The following is an 18471-nucleotide window of genomic DNA, read 5'->3' on the forward strand; positions in this document are numbered from 1 at the left end:
TTCCAGGGTGTCACCGAGGCGTTCGCCCGTACCGTCGGCGGCGACTGGCGCCAGCAGGACCTGGACCGGGTCATCGGGCTGACCGACGGCTGGTACGCGGGCGAGGGCTGGTACTCCGACGGGCTCACCGGCGGGGAGCGGCGCAACTTCGACCACTACAACGGCTGGGCCATGCACCTGTATCCGCTGTGGTTCTGCCGCATCCTCGGCGACGCCGCGCCCGGCGGGCTGCTGGACCGCTACCGGGAGCGGCTGCGCCGCTTCCTTGAGGACCAGCGGCTCCTGGTCGGCGCCAACGGCTCACCGCTCATCCAGGGCCGCTCGCTCACCTACCGGCATGCCGCGCTCGCTCCGCTGTGGACCGGTGCCCTGTTCGACGCCACCCCGCTCGCGCCGGGGGAGACCCGGGCCATCGCGAGCCGGATGCTCGACCACTTCACCGGCCACGGCGCCACCGACGCCGGGGGACTGCTCACCCTCGGCTGGCACCGGCCCTTCCGCGGCATCCTCCAGGTGTACTCGGGGCCGGCCTCGCCGTACTGGGCGAGCAAGGGCTTCATCGGCCTGGCCCTGTCGCCCGACCACCCGGTGTGGACCGAGGAGGAGACACCTCCCGCGGTCGAGCAGGGCGACTTCCACCGCACCCTGACCGCACCCGGCTGGCTCGTCTCCGGCACCGCCGCCGACGGCGTCGTACGCGTCGTCAACCACGGCGGCGACCACGCCGACCCGGCCCGGCCGCACGCGGACGACCCCTGCTACGCGCGGTTCGCCTACTCCACGCACGCCGCGCCCGAGACCCCGGGCGACCCCACCGCGAGCCCCGGATCGTGCGCCGACGCCGACCCGCTCGACAACGCGGTGGTGCTGCTCGACGCGGCGGGCCGCGCCTCCCACCGGCGCCCGGCGACCAGGATCTCCGTGGACGGTGCCACGGCCGTCTCGCGCTCCCGCGCGCACTGGCCCGAGGACGCCACCTGGGATCCGTTCGGCGGCCCCGCCACCCGGTACGCGCTCGGCCCCTGGATCACCGTCGGATCCGCGTTGCGCGGCTCGGTCGAGGTGCGGGCCGTACGCGTCGACCCCGCCTCCGGCGACGACACGGCCGGAGCCGGACACGTGCTGCGCGTCGGCGGCTGGGCCCTGGCCGTCGATCCGGGTTCCGCGGTCGCGGCCGGAACGACGGAGGGTGCCACCGCCCGGGTCGCGGGCGCCGACGGGCTGGTCTCCGTCGTCGTCGGCGCACACGGACTGCCCGGCGCCGCCGTGCTGGCCGGCACCGACAGCAACGCCCTCGGCGCCGCGTCCGCCACCCCGGTCGTGGCGACCGAGGGCCCCGTGACCCACGGCGCCGCCCACGTCGCCCTCGTCCACCTGGGCGGCACCGACCCCGCCGCCCTGCCCGAAGTCACCACCCGCGCCCTGGGCAACACCCTGCTCGTGGAGGTGGCCTGGCCACAGGGCGCACGGGACACCATCCGACTGCCCGCCCCCGATCCTTCGTACGACCCCTGGAAGGACCAGCTCCGTGCATGACGACCGCCGGATCATCGAGGCCCGGATCCGCAAGCTGCTGGACCGGATCATCCGTCCCGCTCTCTACAGTGCCGCGCGTCCCTTCGAGCTGAGCGCCTGGTTCGTCGACGGCGAACCGGTTCCCGTGGCCGACGCGCTGGGAGCCGACTACGAACCCTTCACCGTGGGCGAGACCTGGGGTGGCCCCTGGTCGACGACCTGGCTGCGAGCGAGCGCGGAGGTCCCCGAGGAGTGGGCGGGACGGCGCGTCGAGGCCGTCTTCGACCTGGGCTTCGACCTGACCAAGGGACCGGGCGGCCAGGCGGAGGGCCTGGTCCACGACGCGCAGGGCGCGCCGTTGCAGGGCCTGCACCCGTACAACCGCAGTGTGCTGCTGGCTGGCTCCGCCACCGGCGGCGACCGGATCGAGCTGCTGATCGAGCTGGCCGCCAACCCGCCCATCGTCGGCAGCGCCGGGCTGCACCTGCACCACGGCTCCCTGGAGACCGCGGGCACCGAGCACATCTACCGGCTGGAGCAGGCCGAGATCGCGGTGCGCGAGGACGACGTGTGGCACCTCGTCCACGACATCGAGGTGCTCGACGAGCTGATGCACGAACTGCCCGTCGGCTCCTCCCGGCGCCACGAGATCCTCTACGCCCTGCGCCGTGCCGCCGACGCCGTCGACCCGACCGACGTGGCGGGCACCGCCGCGGCGGCCCGGCAGCGGCTGGCCGATGTGCTGTCCCGGCCCGCGCACGCCTCCGCGCACACCGTCTCCGCCGTCGGTCACGCCCACATCGACTCGGCGTGGCTGTGGCCGGTCCGGGAGACCGTGCGCAAGTGCGCGCGCACCTTCACCAACATGACCACGCTGGCGCAGGAGTACCCCGAGCTGGTCTTCGCCTGCTCCTCGGCCCAGCAGTACGCGTGGATGAAGGAACAGCGGCCGGAGATCTTCGCCCGCATGAAGAAGGCGGCGGCCGAGGGGAACTGGGCGCCGGTCGGCGGCATGTGGGTCGAGGCCGACGGCAACCTGCCCGGCGGTGAGGCGCTGGCCCGCCAGCTCGTCTACGGGCGGCGCTTCTTCGCCGAGGAATTCGGAGTGGAGCAGCACGGCGTGTGGCTGCCCGACTCGTTCGGGTACACCGCCGCCTACCCGCAGCTCGCCAAGCTGGCCGGCGCCCGGTGGTTCCTCACCCAGAAGCTCTCGTGGAACGAGACGAACAAGCTGCCGCACCACACCTTCGCCTGGGAAGGCATCGACGGAACGCGGATCTTCACCCACTTCCCGCCCGTCGACACCTACAACGCGTCCCTCACCGCGAGTGAACTCGCCCACGCCGAGACCAACTTCGCGGACAAGGGAGTGGCCAGCCGCTCGCTGGCCCCGTTCGGCTACGGAGACGGCGGTGGCGGCCCCACCCGGACGATGCTGGAGAAGGCCCGTCGCCTGCGCGACCTCGAAGGATCGCCCAAGGTCGTCGTCGAGGCACCCGACGCGTTCTTCGCGGCGGCCCGTGCGGAACGCGACGAACTCCCCGTATGGCGGGGCGAGTTGTACCTGGAGAACCACCGCGGCACCTACACCAGCCAGGCCCGCACCAAGCGCGGCAACCGGCGCAGCGAGGCGCTGCTGCGCGAGGCCGAACTGTGGGCCGCCACCGCCGCCGTCCAGGCCGACGCCCCGTACCCGTACGAGCACCTGGAATCGATCTGGCGGCGCGTCCTGCTCAACCAGTTCCACGACATCCTGCCGGGTTCGTCCATCGCCTGGGTGCACCAGCAGGCCGAACGCGAGTACGGGGAGATCCACGCCGAACTCGGCACGGTGATCGCCGACGCCGTCGGCCGGCTGTCCGCGGGGCCCGCGCTCCTCAACGCCGGGCCGTACGCCCGCCGTGAGGTCGCCGTCCTGCCCGCGGACGGAGGATCCCCCGCGTTCCCGGGCGGCCAGTCCTTGTCGGACGGGCGCACCGCCGTCCTCGCCGAGGTCCCCGCGCTCGCCTCGGGCGGCACGGTGGACACGCCCCGGGCGGCCGTCACCGCCACGGCCCAGGACGGCGGCTTCGTCCTGGAGAACGGCGTGCTGACCGTTGTCGTGGACCGGCGCGGCCTGATCACCTCGGTGTACGACCACACCGCACGCCGGGAGGCGATCGCCCCCGGTGCCGTGGGCAACCTCCTCCAGCTCCACCCCGACGACCCCAACCTGTGGTCGGCGTGGAACATCGACTCCTACTACCGCGACACCGTGCGCGACCTCGACGAGGCCGAGTCGGTGACGCTCGTGGACGAAGGGCCGCTGCTGGCGTCCGTGCGGGTCGAGCGCGCAAGCGGATCCTCCCGGTTCGTGCAGTACATCGAGGTCACCGCGGAGAGCCGCCAGGTCACGGTCCGCAATGACATCGACTGGCAGGAACGCGACACCGTCCTGAAGGCGGCCTGGCCGCTCGATGTGCACGCGGACCGGGAGAGCGCCGAGATCCAGTTCGGCCATGTGCAGCGGCCCACCCACGAGAACACCAGCTGGGAGGCGGCACGCTTCGAGCTGTGGGCGCACCGCTGGGTGCACGTGGGGGAGCGGCACTGGGGCGCCGCCCTGCTGAACGACTCCACCTACGGGCATGACGTGCGCCGCGACACCCGGGAGGACGGCGGCACCACCACGACCGTCCGGCTCTCCCTGCTGCGGGCCCCGCACAGCCCCGACCCGCAGGCCGACCGCGGACGGCACAGCTTCAGCTACGCGCTGCTCGCCGGCGCCGGGATCGAGGAGGCCGTCGCCGGGGGCTACGCGCTGAACCTGCCCCTGCGACCCGCCCCGGCCGCGGCCCGCGCGCTGGTGGCGCTGGACACCACCGATGTGGCGGTGGAGTCGGTGAAGCTCGCGGACGACCGCAGCGGCGACGTCGTGGTCCGCCTGTACGAGGCGTGCGGCGGCGCGGTCTCGGCGCGGCTGACCACAGGTTTCCCGCTCGCCGCCGCCCTCGACTGCGACCTGCTGGAGCAACCGGAGCGGGAGCTGGGACGCACGGCGGACGGCGCGTCCGTCGATCTCGCGTTCCGGCCCTTCCAGATCCGTACCCTGCGACTGCGTCCCGCCGCGGCGGAGACGAAGTCACCTGACCGGGCGGGCAGTTGAGCCGGGCGGGCCTGATCCGCCCGGCACGCCGCTGACCCGTCGTACCATTCCATCGATCTGTTGCCGTCGGAGCGGGCGGCGCCGCACTCCTGCTGCTGCCGCCCGCCCGAGGCTGGGAGAGGCACGTTGACGAGCAAGACGGTGAGAACCAGAAAAAGCGCGATCCGGCGCGGCACCAACCTGCCGCGCATGGGGGACTTCAACGAGTCCGTGATTCTGGACGCCATTCGCCGGCACTCGGCGGGCCTGAGCAGGGTGGAGCTGGCTCAGGCCACCGGTCTGTCCGCGCAGACCGTCTCCAACATCACGCGTCGGCTCCTCGACCAGGGTGTGGCCCGCGAGTCCGGAAAGCAGAACACCGGCAGCGGAAAGCCCCGGACTCTCCTTGAGATCGTCCCCACCTCCCGCTACGCCGTCGGGGTCCACCTCGACCCGGCCGTGATCACCTGTGTCCTGGTGGACCTCCTCGGCACGGTCGTCGCCCAGCACAGCCACCGCACCCCGAGCGGCGGCGACACCGACGGGATCGCCGCGGACATGGCCGCCTCGGTGTCCGCGCTCGTGGCCGAGTCGGGAGTCGACGACGCCCGGGTGCTGGGCCTGGGCATCGCGGCCCCGGGCCCCATCGACGCCGCCGCCGGCTGGGTGGTGGACCCACCGGAGCTCAAGGGCTGGGGCCGCTACCCACTCCGGGACCGGCTCAGCGAGGCGACCGGGTTCCCCGCCCTGCTCGACAAGGACGTCACCGCCGCCGTCGTCGCCGAACGCTGGGCCGGCGCGGCCACCGACAGCCGCAACCTGCTGTTCTTCTATCTCGGCACCGGTTCCGGTATGGGGCTGGTGGTCGAGGACACCGTGCTGCGCGGTGTCTCCGGCAACGCGGGCGAGGTCGGCGGCCTCGGCGCGGCCTCCTCCACCCGGACCCTCGTCGACGAGGCCATCGCCCTGGGTGTGCTCGACCCCGAGTACACGGTGCTGGACCCGGCCGACGCCCAGCGCGGTCTGGAGCGGCTGGCGGAACTCGCCGCACAGGGGCAGGAACAGGCGGACGGCATCATAGAGCGCCTGGCCATCCGCATCGGCAGGGGAGTCTGTGCGGCGGCGACGCTGCTGGACGTCGACACCATCGTCTTCGGCGGACCGACCTGGCAGGTCCTCGCCGACCGGCTGCTCACGACCATCGAGCCGATGGTCGCAAGGTCCCCGTTCGTCAGGGCGACCCACCCGACGACGGTCGTCTCCACCACGCTGGGCGAGAACGTGGCCGCGGTGGGCGCGGCGTCCCTGGTCCTGGACCGGGCCCTGTCCGCCCAGCCCAGGTCCCTGCTGCTGGGATGAACCCGCCGCCCCGCCCCGGAGACGCCGGGGCGGGCCGGTCAGCGGCGGGGCGCCCGGCCGTGGCCGGCGGCCGCGCGTCCCATGGCGGCCAGGGCCCGGCGCAGGACGGCCGGGGACGTCGCGAAATTGAGCCGTACGCATCCCGCGCCGCCGCTGCCGAACACATGCCCGGAGCTGAGGGCGACACGGGCTTCGTCGAGAAACATCTTCGCCGGTCCGGCGAGATCGCTCACGGTGCCGGGACCGTCCGGTGTGCGGTCGTCGTGCAGTCCCAGCCGGGTGCAGTCCAGCCAGGCGAGACAGGTGCCCTCGGGCGGAAGGTACCGCACGGCCGGAAGGTGTTCTGCCACCAGCTGCCCCAGCAGGCTCCGGTTCGCGTCGAGACCGAGCAGAAGCTCGTCCAGCCACTGAGTGGCGTCACGGAAGGCCGCCGTGTGAGCGATGACGCCCAGGTGGCTGGGGCCGTGGCCGACCTCCTCGGGCATGCGCCGCAGGTCGTCCCCGGCCTCGGCACCGGCGACGGCCAGGGCGGCCTTGGCGCCGGCGAGGTTCCATGCCTTGGACGCGGAGGTCACCGCGAAACCGTCTGCCGAACCGGGCACACCGAGGAAAGGTGTGAAGACGGCCCCGGGCAGCACCAGCGGGGCATGTATCTCGTCGGAGACCACCCGCACGCCATGTGTGCGGGCGAGCGCCGCGACGGCTTCCAGTTCGGCGCGGGTGTGGACGACGCCGGTCGGGTTGTGCGGGTTGCTCAGCAGGAACGCCGCGCGGCGGCCGTGGCGCCGTGCGCGGACGAACGCCTCCTCAAGGGCGCCGAGGTCGATCCGCAGGTCCGTGCCGAGGCGCGCCTCGACGACCTGCCGGTCGGCATGGGAGACGAACGCGTAGAACGGGGGGTAGACGGGGCAGCAGACGACGACGGCGTCGCCCGGTCCGGTGATCAGGCGGAGGACTTCGACGATGCCTGTCATCACGTCGGGCACGATCGCGGTGTTCTCGACCCGCACACCGTCCCACCGCCACCGCCGGGCGGCGAACGCGGCGAAGGCTTCGGCGTACGCCGTGCCGTGGGGGTATCCGGTGTCGCCGAGGTCGACGGCCCGGTGCAGGGCCTCGGCGACGGCGGGCGCCAGCGGTACGTCCATCTCCGCCACCCACAGGGGCAGGACGTCCGCGGGATGCACGCGCCACTTCATGCTGGTGCGCCGGCGCAGCTGCTCGACGGACAGCTGGACGAGGGGATCTGTCCGGCTGCGGTCCGCGGACCCGGAGTGCGGGTGGTTGCCGGATGCGTTCACGCGATGCTCCCCCCTCGCCCGGTGTGACCGGGCCGGGCGTGCGGCGACGGTGTGGCGGGCGGACCGGCTGCTCCGGGCGCCCTGCGGAGGTGTCCCTGACAGGAGTACGCCGGGAGGTCCCGCCCTCGGCATGATCCCGGGGAGAGGGCACGGAAGGAAGGCACGGGCGCCCGCGGATCGTCCCCGTCCGCGCCGCGAATGCCGTGACTGCACCCACCAATATGTGTTTCTACCTATATTTCCCCTTATGAGGGTGCATGGTGGGCGTAGCGCGCGGTGGTCGGCCAGAGTGCGTCGGGATCCGATGCTGCTCTCGCCGGCGCTCCTGACGGTGCTGCTCTCCGTTCTCGCGGTGCTGACACCGCCCGAAGTGCCCATCACCCGGTTGCTGCCCGCGGCACCCGCGCTCGCGGCGGCACTGTGGCCGGTCGGCCCCACCCTGGTCCTCGGGCTGGCGTGCACGCTGGGCGTCTCGGTCTACGCCGTGATGTCGTCGGACCACTCCACCCTGTTCACCGCGGCAGCCATCGGGCTGGTCACCGTGGCCGCGGTGTACGCCAGTCATCTGCGGTTGCAGCGGGAGGACACGATCGCCGAGGTCCGTACCGTGGCGGACGCCACGCAGAAGGTGCTGCTGCGGCCCATTCCGCGCCGCGTGGGACCGCTGGAGATCGGCAGCCTCTACCTGACCGCCACCCCGCACGCACGCGTCGGCGGCGACTTCTACGCGCTGGCCGACACCCCCGACGCGATCCGCCTGATCATCGGCGATGTCCGGGGCAAAGGACTGCCCGCCCTCGCCATGGCCTCGGCGGTGCTCGGCTCGTTCCGGGAAGCGGCGTACGAGGCCACCGACCTCACCCAGATCGCCGACTGCCTGGAGACCACCCTGTGCCGGGACGACGCCGCCGCGCTCGCCCAGGGCGACCCCGCCGAACTCTTCGCCACCGCCGTCCTCGCCGAGATCCCCCGCCACGCCACCCACGCCACCATCCTCAGCTGCGGACACCCCCCACCCCTGCTCGGCCGCCACGGCGACGTCCACGTCCTCGACACCGACGACCCCAGCGCACCCCTCAACCTCGGCGGCCTGCTCACCCCCACCTTCCACCCCCGCCGCTTCGCCTTCGCCACCGGCGACCAACTCCTGCTCTACACCGACGGCGTCAGCGAGACCCGTGCCGCCGACGGAACCTTCTTCCCCCTCACCACCTGGGCCCACGACCAACTGGACAAACCACCCTGGCACGTCCTGAAAGGTCTCCACCACGCCCTGCTGGAACACAGCGGCGACAACCTGAACGACGACATCGCCGCCCTCGCCATCCGGAAGACCGCCTGACCGCCTGACCGAGCACCGGGCCAGGCTCCCGTCGTACGGCGGGAGCCGGGAAGGACTCAAGGGCGCCGGAGGGCCGCTCGGGACGCTCGCCGGTCGGCGCCGGTCATGGCCTCCGGGCGAGTCCGCCGTGCTCGGCGACGATCTCCGGAACGGCCGGACCGGGCTCCGGCCGCCAGCGCGTCACCGGGACGACACCGGGCTCGATGAGTTCCAGACCGTCGAAGAACCTGGTGATCTCGTCGGCGGTGCGCAGCGTGTACGGGACGGCTCCGCTGTCGTCGTAGCCGTCCTGGGCCCGCTCGAAGGCCGGGTCGATGCCGCGCGACCCGTCGTTCACGGAGAGGTGGCTGCCCGCGGGCAGGGCGTCCATCAGCCGGGTGACGACGGAGCGGGCCCGTTCGTGGTCGGGGATGTGTCCCAGGATGTTGCTGAGGACGAGCGCGGTGGGCCGGCCGAGATCCAGTGTCCCGGCGGCGGTTGCGAGGATGCGCTCCGGGTCCGTCACATCGGCGTCGACGTAGGCGGTGGCGCCTTCGGGGGAGGAGTGGAGCAGGGCGCGGGCGTGGCCGAGGACCATCGGGTCGTTGTCGACGTAGACGATCCGTGCCTCGGGGGCGAGCCGCTGGGCGACCTCGTGGGTGTTCTGGGCGGTCGGCAGGCCGGTGCCGACGTCCAGGAACTGCCGGATGCCCGCCTCGGCGACCAGATACGTGATGGTGCGGTGAGGAAACGGCTGCTACGGGCGATGGTGACGATGCCAGGGAAGACTGCGGTGTACGCGTCACCGGCCTCCTCGTCGACGGGGTAGTTGTCCTTGCCGCCGAGCCAGTAGTTCCAGATGCGGGCCGAGTGCGGCACCGACGTGTCGATCTTCGGGAACGTCGTCGGTTCGGGTGTCGTCGCGGGATCGGTCATGAGTCGTGTGTCCGTCTCTCAGCCGGATGCGGGCATCGTCCGGGCCCAACCTACGTCCCAACACCCTTGTCCCACCGACAAGTTCGAGAATGCTGGATGGGGTTGGGCACGGAGGCCGTACCGGTCGTTCCGAGACACACCCGTCCGGGCTCGGACCGTACTGACGAGGGGCCTTGGTCGCGTGGCGAGCACGGCCTGATGGACGGATTGGGAAAGGGCCGTGAAAACCATGGCTTTGTCGTGCTCATGTGTGGAGTGGCGTGGACAGGGGCGGAGTCGCCCTTGTGGCGCGGGCGCTATCCTCATGTGCTTGTCCTGCGGCGGGGACGCCGCCGTCCCCGCGCCGGAGACGTCGCCGCCGTGGACGGTTCCGACGCCTCCTTCGGGTTCGTCCCGCACACAGGACCCCGTGGTAAGCCTTGCGTCCTCCGTCCGCGAACGAATCCCTGGTGCCCTCTCCATGTCCAACCGCCCCTTCTCTGGCCTCCGCCACCGCGACACCCTCGTGGGGCCCGAACGGCTGTCGATGCTCGGCGACGCGGTGTTCGCCATCGCGATCACCCTGCTCGCCCTCGAGATCACCGTTCCCGAGGGCCTGCCCGACGCGGAAGTCGCGCACGCCGTCCGGGAATCGGTACCCGCCATAGGCGCGTATCTGCTGAGCTTCGTGGTCATCGGAGTGCTCTGGCGGGTCCAGCACGGCCTGTTCCGCCTGGTCGCGACCGTCGACCGCTGGCTGCTCTACTGCTACTTCGCCCTCCTCGCGGTCGTGGCCGCCCTGCCCTACCCGACCCGGTTGATCAGCGAGTACGGCGAGACCACCACGGCGACCGCCTTCTACGCGGGAGCGATCACCCTGGCCATCTCCCTCAACTGCACGATGTACCTGCGTCTGCTGGCCGCCCCCGCGCTGGCCGCACCGCACGCGACGGCCGAGGAGCTGAAGGGATCGCTCGGCCACGGCATCGTCCTCGTCCTGGTCTTCGCCACGTCGATCCCGTGGGCGTTCTACTCCCCGGGCCTCGCCAAGTACTGGTGGCTGCTGGCAACTCTGACCCGGCTGCTGTTCCGCAAGCGGCCCGCGAACGCTCAGCGGCCGGCCGAGGAGGCGGCGACCACGGAAGAACCGGCCTGACCTCGGCCGGACACGGTCGTCGGACGGCCGACGAGTCGCAGGACTGCGCCCCGGGTCCGGGCGGGACGGCCAAGCCCCGGGGCACAGTCACCGTGCAGGCACCCGGGGCCCGACCCGTCACCCCCGTGGACGGGCGCCGCTGATCCGGAGCCGGATCGTGCGGGATTCCGGGCGCAGCGCGAACTCGGGCCACACATCAGGTCCGCAGGCCCGTGAACCGAGTCCGTGCTGGGCCGCGTCGATGAAGAGGTGACTCTTCTCGGACTCCGGAAGCTCGAACGGGTGCCGGGCCTGTGCGATCTGCTGGGGGGTGTGACGGCTGAGCGTGAATCCGGGGCGGCGTCCGTGGGTGTCCGGGAGGGTCCTGACGCGCAGCACCTCGCTGCCGCCACTTGTCAGCACCAGCTGTCTGAGCTGGGAGCGGTGCCCGGTCTCCTGGGGCCGCGCGTAGTCCACGGAGAGGTCGTGGACGGTGGCGGAGAAACGGCCGACGCGAGCCGCGCGCAGACTGTCCGGGTAGGACTCGAACGGGCCCAGCCCGAACCACTCGGCGCCGTCGACCGCGGCCGCGTCGTCCGGCAGCTCGAAACGTATCCCGATCCGCGGCCACACCGTCCGCCAGCCGTGCGACGGCTCGATCTCCACACGCAGTTCCAGTTCGTCGCCTTCGACCGACCAGACGGTCTCGACCAGCACCGACAAGGCGGAGTTCGCCGCGGAGACCTTGTCGACCGTGCGCAGCGCCGTCGCCGTGCACTCCACGGACAGCCGCCGTGTGGTCAGCCGGTCGAGGCCGTCGCGGCGCCACAGGTCGGCGTTGGAGACACCGGCGACGCTGGCGTCGCTCCCCTCGACCTCCTCCGAAGCGCTCTCGTCGTTGTCGGTCGGCGCACGGAACAGTTCCAGTCGGGGGCCCCCGACCGCCCGGCCGCCGAGGCGTGTGAGGGACCCGCCGGTGAACTCGGCGATGCCGAGCGTCAGGGTTCCCTCGCTCTGCCGCCCCGGGTTGTGGGGCCGGACACCCGGCACCGGACGGCGCGTCGAACGGTCCAGCTGTGCGGTCGCGATCACATGTCCTGCGTCCGCCCACGCGGTGCCGGACGCCAGCACCGCATCGACGGTGAGCCACGTCTCGGCGTCCGCCGACACCGGAACGGCGGGAAGGGGCACCCGAAGTGACTCGCCTGCCGCGACGACCGGGACGTCCAGGTCCCCGTCGGCCGCCTGCGCGCCGTCGTGCTCGACCCGCCAGCGGAAACGCAGATCGGACGTGTCGGCCGAGTGCCGCAGGTTCGTCACCGTGACGTGGTCGGCCTCGAAGGCGAAGCGGACGGGCTGCACCACGGCCTTGTACTCGTGGAGGCTGGGAGTCGGGACGTCATTGCTCAGCAGCATCCCGTCCATCACGAAGTTGCTGTCGTGGACGACCTCCCCGAAGTCGCCGCCGTACGCGTAGTACGGCCTGCCGTCGGGGGTCGTCGTCAGGATGCCGTGGTCGCGCCACTCCCAGACGAAACCGCCGTGCAGCCGCGGATACCGGTGCACCAGCGCCTCGTACTGGTCGAACGCCCCCGGCCCGTTGCCCATGGCGTGGGCGTACTCGCACAGCAGGAACGGCTTGGTGCGCTGCCGGGCGCTCTGGGCCGGGGTGCAGTTCAGCAGCGTCGACCCCGAGCCGTCCGTGCCGATCTCCTCGGTCTCCGGCACCGACGCGTACATGCGCGAGTAGACGTCGGTGTACTCGCCGGTGTGGTCGCCTTCGTAGTGCACGGGTCGCTCGGCGTCGCGGACGTGGACCCAGGCCGACATCGCGGCGAGGTTGCTGCCGGTGCCGGCCTCGTTGCCGAGCGACCAGATCACGATGCTGGGATGGTTCTTGTCGCGTTCGACGGTGCGCTCGATCCGGTCGAGGTACGTCGCACGCCACGCCGGGTCGTCGCTCGGGTTGCCGGTCCAGTCGACCGCGTCGAAACCGTGCGTCTCCAGATCGCATTCGAGGACGACCCAGAACCCGAGTTCGTCGGCGAGGTCGAGCAGCCGCGGATGCGGGGGGTAGTGACTGGTGCGGATCGCGTTCACATTGAACCGCTTCATGCGGGCCAGGTCCGCCCGGGCGTGCTCCTCGTCGAAGACACGGCCCCGCTCGGGGTGCGCCTCGTGGCGGTTGACCCCGTGGAAGACGACACGGCGGCCGTTGACCAGGAACTGGTCTCCGCGGATCTCGACCGTACGGAAACCGATGCGCAGGGCGACGGTCTCCGCGGCCGTCGACACGGTGGCGTCGTAGAGCCGCGGCAGTTCCGCGGACCAGGGCGCCACACCGGTGATGTCGAGCGGTGCCACGTCGGCCGGGGCGGCCCACACCTGTTCCACGCCGAGTTCGGGGATGCGCAGGGTGACCGGGAACGCCGCCTCGTCGGCGACGACCTCGGGGTCCACCCGGCCGCGCCCGTCCTCGAAGCCGGTCCGCAGCCAGACGTCCTCGATGCCCCCCGCCGGGCGGGCGGTCAGGGTGACGTCCCGGAAGATGCCCGGCAGCCACCACTGGTCCTGGTCCTCGACGTAACTGGCCGCCGACCACTGGTGCACCCGCACGCTGACGACGTTGTCACCGGGGCGAACCGCCGACGTCACGTCGAACTCATGGGTGAGGCGGCTGCCGCCGGCGCTGCCGATCTCGACGCCGTTCACCCACACCTTGAAGAGGGACTCGACCCCGTCGAACCGCAGCACGACGCGCTCGGCGTCCGACCAGTCGGCGGGGATGTCGACGTGCCGGCGGTAGTCGCCGGTGGGGTTCTCGTCCGGGACGTGCGGCGGGTCGATCGGGAACGGGAACTGCCTGTTCGTGTAGATCGGCCGGCCGTAGGCTCCGTCGCCGTGCAGCACCCAGTGAGCGGGCACCGGGATGCTGTCCCAGCCGTCGTCGTCGAAGTCGTCGGCCGCGAAATCCTCCGCCACCGACGCCGTGGGCGACAGCCGGAAGCGCCAGGGGCCGTTGAGCGAGCGGGAGGGTGCGTCGGAGCGCAGCCACGAGCGGGCCGGGCGCAGCGCGCCACGTCCCGGTGCGATGTCCGAGACATACGCGGAGAGATCGGAGGGCAAGGGGTCACAACGCTTTCTTGGTAGCGGGTGGGGGTCCGAACGTCGACCGCGGCCGGTCAGCGGACCACCACGGTGCGGATCTCCCAGGGGCCGAGGACCAGTTCCAGCCCGTCGCCGACCGGCTCCCCGGCAAGGGGCCGGCCGAGCAGGTCGACCGTGGTGGCCTCGGTGAACGCGCCCGTCACATGGACGGTCGAGCCGGTGTCGCTCATCGCGGCCAGCCGCACCTCGGTGCCGGCTCCGCGCTCGGCGTCGGTGACGCGGCGGATGCTGGACACGAAGACGTCCTCACCGTCGACCCGTACGCCCGTAGCGTCCGGCGGCAGGATGCCGCCTGCGGGGGCGGTTCCGCGGGCGACGAGGACGTCGTTGCGGAACTCCTCGGCGAGCGCGACCGCGTGGGCGCCCTGCCAGCCGGTGGCCGAGGGAACCACGGCGAACCGGTTCTCGATGCGCATGCCGAGATCCTGCGCACCGGGCGTGGGGATCTCGCTGGCCGCGGGCTCGTCGCGGAGGGGGTGGATGTTGACGCTGATGGAGCCGATCGCGCGCAGCAGGGTGAGGGCGAGTTCGGAGCCGTCGCCGACCAGTTCGTACTCGGCGGAGTGGTCGAGCAGGACGTTGGCGGCCCCGGCCGACACGAACGAACTCGCCGGGAAGGTCGGGATCGGGTACTCGCCCCAGCCGCCCTCGGCGGTGAGACCGCGCTCGGTGACGGCGAACTGGCCGGCGGAGGCGGAGACGGCCACCGGCGCGGGCAGCGGCACGTGGAAGCGGAGCCGGTGGTCGGCGGACTGGTTCAGGAACGAGGTGGAGACGCGGACGAACGGCTCACCGGCGCGCACCTCCACGAGCGTTTCCACCGGTGTCGGCACGGTCCGGCCGCTGCGCACGTCGCGGTCCGGGGAGAGCGCGGCGGGCCATGCGTAGACGCGGGTGACGCGCAGCCTCCCGCGCAGCGGGCCGCTGTCGAGGAGTTCGACGGCGACCTCCGTCGGCTCCGACACGAGCACGTCCTGCGCCGGGGGAGCGTAGTTGTAGCTGTCGCCGCGGTCACCTCCGTCGACGAGGCGGCCGACGCCGGACAGCACGGTGCCGTCGGCCCCGGTCACGGTCAGCGTGCCGTCGGCGGCGACCACGACCTCGACCAGGCCGTTGGCGAGCGTGCGTGCCGTCGCCGTCGCGGGGGCATCCGTCGACGCGGCGGCGGGCGCCTCGCCGGGACCGACCCGGAAACTCGCGAGCCCGGAGGCCGGCACCCGCACCGGCACCAGCGCGGTGGCCCGCGCCTCCTCCAGCGTCAGCACCCGCCACTCGCCCGGGTGCGCGGCGGCCGCGGCGGCCACCTCGCGGCGCAGGATCAGCAGGTCGAACGGGCCGCTGGTGGGCACCTCGGCGAGGTGGAAGACGAGTGAGCCCGCCGTCAGCTCGTAGTGGTCGATCAGCCGGCCGAAGAGTTCACGGCGGTGGATGCGGCGCAGGACGCGTTCCAGCTGCGAGGCGTCCATGCGCTCGTCGCTGAGCACCGTCGGGGCCTCGGAGACCAGCTGCACCGGCTGCACCGAGCCGTCGGCGGCGGTCGCGACCAGCGCGGATCCCTCGGGAGGAGCCACGACGTCCACCTCGACCAGGGTCGTACGGGAGAACGGCAGCGGGTTGGCCACCAGGTGGCCGTCGCTCGGCACCCGGGCGGCGGGTTCGGCGAGCGCCGCGTCCCGGACGGCGCGCGCGGCCTGTGCGGCTTCGGCGAGCCGGGCCTCGACCTGCTCGCAGGTCTCGTCGGTTCCCGAGCCGACCACCGAGTCGTGCGCGGTCGATTCGATGATCTTGTGCCAGGCGAGCGAGAGGAACGGCGTGTCGTCCCGCCCGGACCACAGGGCGTTCACCCGCTCGGCGTGGTCGATGGTGCGCTCGGCGACGGCCATCCGCTGCTTGAGCCCGAGCCGTACGGAGAGCACACCCGGGAGGATGTTGCCGCGCACATGACTGCGCAGTTCACCGGTGACGACCGCGGACACCTCGTCGCGCACATGCTCACGGATGTACTCGTCGAGCGTCGCGATGGTGATGGCGCGCTCCTCGCTGGACGCCCGCCGCAGCCAGGCCGCCAGCTGCGGGTCGGGCGCGTTGTGGTCGGTGCCGGCCATCGCCAGCACCGGGTCGTTGCCCCAGCGCTCGGCCGTCATCTCCGCGTACTCGCCGAGCGCGCGGCCGATCTGGTCCGGCACCAGCAGGACGTCGAGGCCGTTGTCGTAGCCGTCGAAGAGGAACTCGGTGCGCACCTGGGAGCCGTCGGGAGCGCGCCAGTGGAAGGCGTGACCGTCGACGGTGCCGGGCACCCCGCGCCACAGCGCCGCGTGCTCGATACCGGCCCGGGCCAGGATCTGCGGCATCTGCGCGATGTGGCCGAACATGTCCGGCAGATAGCCGGTGGACATCGAACCACCGAGTTCCGCAGCTGCCGCCCAGCCCATCTGAAGGTTGCGCACGATGGTCTCGCCGGAGCACAGGAACTCGTCGAGCAGGATGAGCCACGGGCCGATGGCGAGCCGGCCCTCGTTGACCAGGGCCACCAACCGGTCCCGGTTCTCCGGCCGCATCTCCAGGTAGTCCTCGACCGCGGCCATCTGCCCGTCGACGGTGAACCGGAAGTCAGGGTTCGCCTCGGCCGTCTCCAGCACGGTGTCGAGAGCGGCGACCAGCCGGTGCCGGAACACCTGGAACGGCTCGTACCACTCGCGGTCCCAGTGGAAATGGGGCACGAAGACGGCGGAATTGGGCATGGCGAGAAGAACCTTCTGGGCTGAGCGGGCAGGAGGGCGGGTGTGGCGGGGTGTGACGTCGGCGGCGCCGAGGTGTCACCGCCGAGGTGTCACTTGAGGGAGCCGGCGGCGATTCCGGTGCGCCAGAATCGCTGCAGGAGGATGAAGACGATGATCACGGGCACGATCGACACGAGCGAGCCGGTGATCACGGACTCCTGGAGAAGCGGGACACGGGCGGTCTGACCGTTCCACTCGTACAGGCCGAGGGTGATCGGGAACAGGGACTCCTTCTGGAGCATCACCATCGGCAGGAAGAAGTTGTTCCAGATCGTGACGAACTGGAACAGGAAGATGGTCACCAGCGCCGGTGTCATCAGCTTGAGCGCCACCGAGAAGAACGTGCGGAACTCACCTGCGCCGTCCAGCCGCGCCGCCTCCATGAGCTCTTGGGGGACGGAGGCGTTGGAGAAGATGCGCGCCAGGTAGACACCGAACGGGTTGACGATGCTCGGCAGGAACACCGCCAAGTAGGTGTTGACGATCCCGGTGGCCGAGAACAGCAGGAACAGCGGGAGCGCGAGGGCGGTGGTGGGAACCAGCACGCCGCCGAGGATGACGGAGAACAGGAACTCACGGCCCCGGAAGCTGAACTTGGCCAGGGCGTAGCCGCACAGCGCGGACACCAGGGTCCCGACGGCCGCGCCCAGCACCGCGTAGATCACGGTGTTGAGGGCCCAGCGCCCGAAGATGCCGTCGCTGCGGGAGAACAGGGTGTGCAGGTTGTCGAACAGGTTGAAGTGCGAGAACGCCAGCCCGTTGGTGGAGGCGAGATCGCCCTGCGGTTTCGTCGCCGCGACGATCAGGAAGTAGATCGGCAGCAGGAAGTAGATCGCCAGGAGGAACATCACGGCCATTGCGGCCGTACGGCTGACGCGGCTTTCGCGTATCGGGGATTGGTTCTTCACAGTCCGGCCTTCTTCGAGGTCAGTCGCATGAACCCGAAGCTCAAGACGAAGGTGATGACGGCGATGACCACGGAGATCGCCGCGGCCTGCTGGTAGTTGTTCCCGGAGGCCACCGCGTAGGCCAGCATGTTCGGCGTGAACGTGCTGGAGATGTTCGACGAGATCTGGCGCAGCACGGCGGGCTCGGCGTACAGCTGCAGCGTGCCGATGATCGAGAAGACGGTGGTGAGGACGATCGACGGGGCGATGATCGGTACCTTGATCCGCCACGCGATCTTCCAGTTGCTCGCGCCGTCGAGCCGGGCGGCCTCGTAGATCTCCTGTGGGATCCCCTGCAGCGCCGAGAACATGATCAGCATGTTGTAGCCGGTCCAGAGCCAGGTGGAGACGTTCGCCGCCGACCACAGCACCGCGCTCGGGCCCAGGAAGTCGGGATGCAGACCGACGCCCTGAAGGATGTCCACGACCGGGCTGAGCTGCGGCGAGTAGAGGAACGACCACATGATCGCGGCGATGACACCGGGCACCGCGTACGGCATGAAGGCCGTGACGCGGAAGAACGGCTTGATCTTCAGCAGGGGGCTGTCGAGCAGCAGCGCCATGATCAGCCCGACGAACAGCATGACCGGCACCTGCACGATGCCGAACAGTCCGATACGGCCGATGCTGGACCAGAACTCGGAGTTGTGGAACACCTGCGAGTACTGCTCGAAACCGCCGAAGGTCGTGTACGACGTGCCGTACTGCCCGCCGGAGCGGCGCACCACGCGGAAGCTCTGCCAGAGCGCGTAGACGATCGGCACGAGGTAGAACAGGACGAACGGGAGGAAGAACGGGGTCAGGAACGCGGTGATGGTGCCCGCCCGGGGGCCGCCGCCGTTGAGACGACGACGGCGGCCCCTGTGCGACGCCACGCGGGTTGCGCGATGGGTGATGTCGGTCATG

General features: G+C 71.5%; 10 protein-coding genes and 1 pseudogene. 5 read left to right on the plus strand and 6 right to left on the minus strand.

All coding sequences use genetic code 11. From position 1 onward, the window contains the following. From ACFY2B_RS39100 to ACFY2B_RS39110, 3 genes are all read left to right on the plus strand, one after another. Window positions 1-1536: DUF2264 domain-containing protein (locus tag ACFY2B_RS39100; protein WP_390767811.1), on the plus strand; the 1536-nt coding region annotated here is incomplete at its 5' end. Continuing rightward, window positions 1529-4660: an alpha-mannosidase gene (locus ACFY2B_RS39105; protein ID WP_390767812.1), complete on the plus strand. Its 3132-nt coding sequence runs from the start codon at window positions 1529-1531 to the stop codon at window positions 4658-4660. The genes ACFY2B_RS39100 and ACFY2B_RS39105, both read left to right, overlap by 8 nt. Before the next feature lie 189 nt (window positions 4661-4849). Continuing rightward, a complete protein-coding gene (locus tag ACFY2B_RS39110; RefSeq protein ID WP_390767862.1) occupies window positions 4850-5998 on the plus strand; it encodes an ROK family transcriptional regulator in 1149 nt (382 codons plus the stop codon). Between the two features lie 38 nt (window positions 5999-6036). Here the strand turns inward: ACFY2B_RS39110 and ACFY2B_RS39115 are convergent, their stop codons facing one another. Then, window positions 6037-7299 (minus strand): MalY/PatB family protein, encoded by a 1263-nt coding sequence (locus ACFY2B_RS39115; protein WP_390767813.1) that lies wholly within the window; start codon window positions 7297-7299, stop codon window positions 6037-6039. Window positions 7300-7603: 304 nt separating this feature from the next. Here ACFY2B_RS39115 and ACFY2B_RS39120 point away from each other — a divergent pair, with 304 nt between their 5' ends. Continuing rightward, a complete protein-coding gene (locus ACFY2B_RS39120; protein ID WP_390767814.1) occupies window positions 7604-8641 on the plus strand; it encodes a PP2C family protein-serine/threonine phosphatase in 1038 nt (345 codons plus the stop codon). Between the two features lie 103 nt (window positions 8642-8744). Here the strand turns inward: ACFY2B_RS39120 and ACFY2B_RS39125 are convergent. Next, window positions 8745-9556, minus strand: a pseudogene (locus tag ACFY2B_RS39125) (SAM-dependent methyltransferase). 460 nt (window positions 9557-10016) lie between these two features. Here ACFY2B_RS39125 and ACFY2B_RS39130 point away from each other — a divergent pair. Continuing rightward, complete coding sequence (locus ACFY2B_RS39130) at window positions 10017-10691, plus strand: TMEM175 family protein (protein WP_390767815.1); 675 nt, start codon at window positions 10017-10019, stop codon at window positions 10689-10691. Between the two features lie 117 nt (window positions 10692-10808). Here the strand turns inward: ACFY2B_RS39130 and ACFY2B_RS39135 are convergent, their stop codons facing one another. The 4 genes from ACFY2B_RS39135 to ACFY2B_RS39150 form a co-directional block, all read right to left on the minus strand. Beyond that, window positions 10809-13796, minus strand: coding sequence for a glycoside hydrolase family 2 TIM barrel-domain containing protein (locus ACFY2B_RS39135; protein ID WP_390767816.1), 2988 nt, complete (start codon window positions 13794-13796; stop codon window positions 10809-10811). A 56-nt stretch (window positions 13797-13852) separates the two neighbouring features. Beyond that, on the minus strand, window positions 13853-16579 hold the full coding sequence (locus ACFY2B_RS39140) for an alpha-mannosidase (protein WP_390767817.1): 2727 nt from the start codon (window positions 16577-16579) through the stop codon (window positions 13853-13855). A gap of 89 nt (window positions 16580-16668) precedes the next feature. Next, window positions 16669-17475: a carbohydrate ABC transporter permease gene (locus tag ACFY2B_RS39145; RefSeq protein WP_390767863.1), complete on the minus strand. Its 807-nt coding sequence runs from the start codon at window positions 17473-17475 to the stop codon at window positions 16669-16671. Window positions 17476-17522: 47 nt separating this feature from the next. After that, complete coding sequence (locus ACFY2B_RS39150) at window positions 17523-18470, minus strand: carbohydrate ABC transporter permease (protein ID WP_390767818.1); 948 nt, start codon at window positions 18468-18470, stop codon at window positions 17523-17525. Between the last annotated feature and the right edge of the window lies 1 nt (window position 18471).

The sequence above is a fragment of the Streptomyces sp. NPDC001270 genome (genome assembly GCF_042896695.1).
In the GTDB taxonomy this organism is placed as follows: domain Bacteria; phylum Actinomycetota; class Actinomycetes; order Streptomycetales; family Streptomycetaceae; genus Streptomyces.